Annotated in this window: 2 protein-coding genes; both read right to left on the bottom strand. The window is 39.9% G+C overall.

The features are described from left to right. Nucleotides 1-229 precede the first annotated feature (229 nt). Nucleotides 230-3898: a DNA-directed RNA polymerase subunit beta' gene (gene rpoC, locus JCM14932_RS10290; RefSeq protein WP_025024775.1), complete on the bottom strand. Its 3669-nt coding sequence runs from the start codon at nucleotides 3896-3898 to the stop codon at nucleotides 230-232. Nucleotides 3899-3927: 29 nt separating this feature from the next. Next, nucleotides 3928-7533, bottom strand: a complete 3606-nt coding sequence (gene rpoB / locus JCM14932_RS10285) for a DNA-directed RNA polymerase subunit beta (protein ID WP_025024774.1) — start codon at nucleotides 7531-7533, stop codon at nucleotides 3928-3930. Nucleotides 7534-7638 lie beyond the last annotated feature (105 nt).

The raw sequence follows: 7638 nt of genomic DNA, 5'->3' as shown, positions 1-7638 counted from the left end.
TAATAATTAAATGATATACAATTTGTATGTTAATTTTTAGATAGAAAAAGACCCCATTACTAACGAATAGTAATGGGGTCTTTGAGTTGTTCAGTTTTTTGAAACAAGTTACAGAAGAGTAAACCTCTGCACTTATTTCACTCTCTAAAACGCGCTTACGATAGACAACACCTTCCGCTTACTACGGATAAGTGATGCTCGGGTGCTACCCGTCTATCGACACACTCTACTAATGCTTTTCTTCTTTAGCAGATTCTTCAGCCTTCATTTGGGCTTCAATATCTGAAATTGTGTAAGCACCATTAAGTGAGTTATCAGCCATAGGACCTGTCTTCTTAGGTTCCATGTGGTTGTACTTAGCCATACCTGTACCAGCAGGGATAAGTTTACCAATAATAACATTTTCCTTAAGACCAAGAAGTGGATCATTCTTACCTCTGATAGATGCATCAGTAAGAACTCTTGTTGTTTCCTGGAAGGAAGCAGCTGACAAGAAACTGTTTGTTTCAAGAGATGCCTTAGTAATACCAAGCAATACTGGACGTCCTGTAGCAGGAACACCACCATTGAACAATGTCTCACGGTTGTGATCTGTAAATTGAGAAATATCCATTAATTGACCTGGCAATACATCAGTATCACCTGGATCAAGGATTCTGATCTTACGTAGCATTTGTCTGATCATAACCTCGAAATGCTTATCAGAAATATCAACACCTTGCATACGGTAAACCTTTTGGATTTCTGCAAGTAGATAGTTTTCTGTTGTTTGAACGTTTGTAACCTTGATCAATTCCTTAGGATCGATTGATCCTTGTGTCAACTTACCACCACGATCAACGTGATCGCCTTCAGCAACAGCAACACTTGATGTATAAGGAACACTGTAAGATCTAGTATCGATAGCACCTTCAACAGTGATTTCCTTAGTATGTTCTGCAGGGTTTTCATCGATGGCAGTAACTGTACCGTCAACCTCTGAAATAACTGCAAGACCTTTAGGGTTTCTAGCTTCAACAACTTCTTGAACACGAGGAAGTCCTTGTGTAATATCGTCGCCACCAGCAACACCACCGGTATGGAAGTTACGCATAGTCAATTGAGTACCTGGTTCACCGATTGATTGAGCAGCAACAGTACCAACTGCCTCACCAATTTCAACTTCTTCACCAGTAGCCAAGTTACGACCATAACATTTCTTACATACACCGTGTTTTGTATCACAAGTAAATGCAGAACGGATTGTTACTTCCTTAACACCAGCATCAACGATCTTTTGTGCCAAGTTTTCGTCCATAAGAACGCCACGGGCAGCAAGAACTTCACCAGTATTAGGATCTTTAACAGTCTTTTGTGTATAACGTCCAACAAGACGGTCATACAATGGTTCGATCATATCTGTACCTTCCATGATTGAACTTACAAGAAGTCCACGGTCAGTACCACAATCCTCTTCACGAACAATAACATCTTGAGCAACATCAACTAGACGACGAGTCAAGTAACCTGAGTTGGCTGTCTTCAAAGCCGTATCAGTCATACCTTTACGGGCACCGTGGGTTGACATGAACATTTCCAAGACAGATAGTCCTTCACGGAAGTTAGAAATAACAGGGATTTCCATCATACCACCATTAGGGGCAGCCATAAGTCCACGCATACCTGCGAGCTGAGTAAAGTTTGAGATGTTACCACGGGCACCAGAGTCCGACATCATTGAGATAGGGTTTGTTGGATCAAATGAATCGATTAGTAATTGTTGAATTTCGTCTTTAGTATCATTCCAAACACTGATAACACGATCATGTCGTTCATCATCAGTGATAAGTCCACGACGGAATTGCTTAGAAATAGAAGCAACTTGTTTGTGGGCCTTTTCAATGATTTCAGGCTTTTCAGTTAAGTTAGGAACATCAGTAACACCAACTGTCAATCCAGAGATAGTACAGATTGTGTAACCTAATTCCTTCATATCATCAAGCAATGATGAGGTTCTTTGAACACGGTAAACCTTGAATACTTTGGCAATGATATCTGACATGTAACCACTCTTGATTGGGTCTACAAGATCCATTTCATCAAGACGTTTGTTGATGTCTTCACCTTTACCTAGGAAGTACTTATCAGGAACACCATTTTCCAAGTTATCATCAGTTGGTTCGTTCAAGTATGGGAAATCTTCTGGAAGAATTTCGTTGAAGATAACCTTACCAACACTAGTCATCATGATCTTATTACGTTGATCATCTGTAAATGGTTTGTTTGGCATTGATGAAACAGCCAAACCAATTCTTGAGTGATAGTGAACATCACCGTTAAGCAATGCTGTTTGAACTTCGTTTGAATCTCTGAAGATCTTACCTTCACCAGTCATATGTCTTGTTTCGATTGTTAAGTAGTAGTTACCCAAAACAACATCCTGTGATGGTGTAACGATAGGCTTACCATCTTTAGGAGCAAGAATATGGTGAGCGGCAAGCATAAGCATACGTGCTTCAGCTTGAGCTTCATCTGATAAAGGAACGTGGATGGCCATCTGATCACCATCAAAATCGGCATTGTAAGCTTCACAAGCCAATGGGTGAAGACGGATCGACTTACCATCAACCAATACAGGTTCAAAGGCTTGAATACCAAGTCTGTGAAGTGTAGGGGCACGATTAAGTAATACTGGACGTTCTTTAATAACGTCTTCTAGTACATCCCAGATATCGTCATCTTGACGATCGATCTTTCTTCTAGCATTTTTAACGTTAGAAGCAATTTCACGTTTAACTAATTCGTGCATTACGAATGGCTTGAATAGTTCAAGAGCCATTTCACGAGGAAGTCCACATTGATAGAACTTCAATGTAGGACCAACATCGATAACTGAACGACCAGAATAGTCAACACGTTTACCAAGTAAGTTTTGACGGAAACGTCCTTGCTTACCTTTAAGCATATGTGATAGTGACTTCAATGGACGGTTACCAGGTCCTGTAACAGGACGGCCACGACGACCATTATCGATCAACGCATCAACAGCTTCTTGGAGCATTCTCTTTTCGTTTTGAACGATGATGTTAGGAGCATGTAGATCCAACAATCTCTTCAAACGGTTGTTACGGTTAATTACACGACGGTACAAGTCGTTCAAGTCAGAAGTAGCGAAACGGCCACCTTCTAGTTGAACCATAGGACGTAAGTCAGGTGGGATAACGGGAATAGCTTCCATTACCATCCATTCAGGCTTGTTACCAGATTTTTGGAAAGCACTGATAATATCCAAACGTCTGATAGCACGTGTACGTTTTTGACCTTGTGCAGTCTTCAATGTTTCACGTAATTCTTTAACTTCAGCATCCATATCGACTTTGCTTAGAAGTTCTCTGATACCTTCGGCACCCATCTTGGCAACGAACTTATCACCGAATTCTTCGCGTTTCTTACGATATTCTGATTCTGTAAGTAGTTGTCTTTGTTCTAGGTCTGTATCACCTGGTTCAATAACAACATATGAAGCAAAGTAAATTACTTCTTCAAGGTTTCTTGGAGTCATGTCCAATACAAGTCCCATACGTGATGGAATTCCCTTGAAATACCAGATATGTGTAACTGGTGCAGCTAATTCGATGTGGGCCATACGTTCACGACGAACTTTTGAACGTGTAACTTCAACACCACAGCGGTCACAAACAATACCCTTGTAACGGATACGTTTGTACTTACCACAGGCACATTCCCAGTCTTTAGTTGGTCCGAAAATTCTTTCATCGAATAGACCATCTTTTTCTGGTTTCAAAGTACGGTAGTTGATTGTTTCAGGTTTCTTAACTTCTCCATAAGACCAGCTACGAATCTTGTCAGGAGATGCTAAACCAATTTGCATACTTTCAAATTTATTAACGTCTATCAAAAGGTAACCTCCCTAAATCTAAATTATTACTATTTTTCTGATTTAGTACTTTGTGATTCGGCTGATTGTTGTTCTTCTAGCTTTTTAGCTTCTTCTTCAGCACGTTTTTGTTCTTGTTGTTTAGCAAACTTAGATAGAGCGTCAATACTTACCGTATCTTCATCTTCATCCATATCTCTAAGTTCGATTTCTTTGTTATGAGAATCAAGAACCTTCATATCAAGTCCTAAGGCTTGTAATTCTTTGACCAGAACACGGAATGATTCCGGAACACCTGGCTTAGGAATACTTTCACCCTTGACGATAGCTTCGTAAGTCTTTACACGACCAACGATATCATCTGACTTGTATGTCAAGATTTCTTGAAGTGTATAAGCAGCACCATAAGCTTCAAGTGCCCAAACTTCCATTTCACCAAATCTCTGTCCACCAAATTGTGCTTTACCACCAAGTGGTTGTTGAGTAACTAGTGAGTATGGTCCGATTGAACGAGCATGTAACTTATCATCAACCATGTGGGCTAACTTCATGTAGTACATGACACCAACGGCGACACGGTTCTTGAATGGTTCACCAGTACGTCCATCATAAAGGATCGACTTACCATCTGAATCCATATCAGCTTCTTTAACAATATCCCATAATTCATCATCTTGAACACCATCGAAAACAGGTGTAGCAACGTGAATTCCAAGTTTTCTAGCAGCCATTCCTAAGTGAAGGTCTAGAACTTGTCCGATATTCATACGAGATGGAACACCCATTGGGTTCAATAGAATATCTACTGGAGTACCATCAGGCATATATGGCATATCTTCTTGAGGGACAACGATTGAGACAGTACCTTTGTTACCATGACGTCCGGCCATCTTGTCACCAACTTGAATCTTACGCTTTTGAGCGATGTAAACACGAACTAACATGTTAACACCAGGGTCTAATTCATCGCCGGCTTCACGAGTAAATACCTTAACATCTTGGATAATACCGCCACCACCATGTGGTACACGAAGTGAAGTATCACGAACTTCACGAGCTTTTTCACCGAAGATAGCGTGCAATAGACGTTCCTCAGCTGATAATTCTGTAACACCCTTAGGTGTGACCTTACCAACTAAGATATCACCGTCACGTACTTCAGCACCGATACGGATAATACCGAACTCATCAAGATCCTTAAGTGATTCCTCACCAACGTTAGGAATTTCACGTGTGATCTCCTCAGGTCCAAGTTTTGTATCACGTGCTTCTGACTCGTACTCTTCAATATGGATTGAAGTATAAGCATCTTCACGTACAAGCTTCTCTGAAAGCACAATGGCATCTTCGTAGTTGTACATGTTCCATGTCATAAAGGCAATAAGTGGGTTTTGACCAAGAGCTAATTCACCGTTTTCCATAGCAGGACCATCGGCGATAATATCTCCAGCCTTAACTTCTTCACCCTTACGAGCAATAGGTCTTTGGTTGTAACTCTTACCATTATTTGAACGACGGAACTTAGTAACTTTATATTCATCAGTTGTGCCATCATCATCACGTTTGATAGTGATCTTCTTAGCATCAACGTATTCGATCGTACCAGCATGCTTAGCAAGTAATGCAGCACCAGAATCGTGGGCAGCAATATATTCCATACTTGTACCAACGAGTGGAGCATGTGGATTGATCAAAGGAACAGCTTGACGTTGCATATTAGCACCCATCAAGGCACGGTTAGAATCATCGTTTTCCAAGAAAGGAATACATGCTGTAGCAACTGAAACTACTTGCTTAGGTGAAACGTCCATGTAATCGACTTTTTCAGGTGTTGTTTCAATATTGTCATCTTTGTGACGAGCCAAAATTGTGTTATCAACAAATGAACCATCATCGTTCAATAGAGTATTAGCCTGAGCAACAATATAGTTATCTTCTTCGTCAGCTGTTAAGTAATCGATCTTATCTGTAACTTTATGTGTATCCCATGAAACACGACGATAAGGTGTTTCGATGAAACCATACTTATTAATAATGGCATAACTGGCCAAGTTATTGATAAGTCCGATATTAGGACCTTCGGGAGTTTCGATTGGGCACATACGACCATAGTGGGTATAGTGAACATCACGGACTTCATATCCGGCACGGTCACGAGTCAAACCACCAGGTCCAAGGGCTGATAGACGACGCTTGTGTTCTAGCTCACCAAGTGGATTAGTCTGATCCATGAATTGTGACAATTGTGATGAACCAAAGAATTCCTTGATTGAAGCTACAACAGGTCTAATGTTGATCAATTGTTGAGGTGTAACAGTTGATGAGTCTTGAATTGACATTCTCTCACGTACAACACGTTCCATACGTGATAAACCAATACGGAATTGGTTTTGAAGTAATTCACCGACTGAACGAATACGACGGTTACCCAAGTGATCAATATCATCAGTTGTACCAACGCCTTCTCTAAGGTTCAAGAAGTAGTTGATTCCAGCCAAAATATCAGCAGGTTGAATTGTACGAACATGTTCGTCAATGTGACCATTACCGATTAAGTTAACAACTTTTTCATTATCCATTTCTGAATAGATCTTAATTGATTGAATAGTAATAGGATCTGTCAAGACACCTTCGTCAGATGGTTGAAGTGTAACTGTCTTGAAATCATCACGATCAAGATATGGGCTAAGTTTGCTCATAGCATCGCGATCTAATAATGTATCCTTAGCCAAAATAACCTCACCTGTATCAGGATCAGCTAATGTTTCAGCCAATGTCTTATTCAATAATCTTGTCTTAATGTTGAGCTTCTTGTTGACCTTGTAACGACCAACTGGAGCCATATCGTATCTACGTGGGTCAAAGAATCTAGCATAGAGCAATGAACGAGAACTGTCCGCAGTCTTTGGTTCACCAGGACGTAGTCTTTCATAGACATCCTTCAAAGCTTCTTCAACACGTGAATCATTTGTATCCTTATGTACATCTTTTTCAAGAGTAAGGTTCAATGTGTCATTTTCGCCGAAGATATCAAGAATCTCTGAATCAGCACCGAAACCTAAAGCTCTGATCAACTCAGAAATAGGCAACTTTCTAGTTCTATCGATTCTTACGTATCCAAGACCCTTGGCATCTGTTTCAAACTCTAACCATGCACCACGGTTAGGGATAACAGTTGTACCATAGTTGATACGGCCGTTCTTATCAGTATCATCATTGTAATAGATACCAGGTGAACGTACTAATTGAGAAACAATAACACGTTCGGCACCATTAATAATGAAAGTACCTTGTTCTGTCATTAGTGGGAAGTCACCGAAGAAGACATCTTGTGTCTTGATCTCACCAGTTTCGTGGTTAGTTAACTTCAAAGTGACATGCAATGGTGCTGAGTAGTTAGCATCATGTTGTCTTGCTTCTTCAACGGTATATTTAGGTTCTAGTAATTTGTAGTCAACATATTCCAATGAAAGATTTCCAGCAAAATCATCAATAGGCATAATATCGTCAAACATATCTTTTAGTCCTTCATCTAAGAACCAATTATAAGAATTTGTTTGGATGTCTATTAAATTTGGCAGTGGAAGTACTTCCTTGATCTTTGCATAACTACGACGAACACGGTGTGCACCATAATTAACGTTATGATAAGTCAAATTTTTCACCTCAACATATAATTTGTTCAAAATATAACGCCATCCTAATATTACAATTATGTTACAAATTGCAAGAAAACGGTTTACAAACCGGTTTTTAGGCAA

The sequence above is a fragment of the Companilactobacillus nodensis DSM 19682 = JCM 14932 = NBRC 107160 genome, assembly GCF_000615905.1.
Classification (GTDB): domain Bacteria; phylum Bacillota; class Bacilli; order Lactobacillales; family Lactobacillaceae; genus Companilactobacillus; species Companilactobacillus nodensis.
Note: the sequence above shows the minus strand (reverse complement) of the source record. Positions and strands in the feature narration are given on the sequence as shown.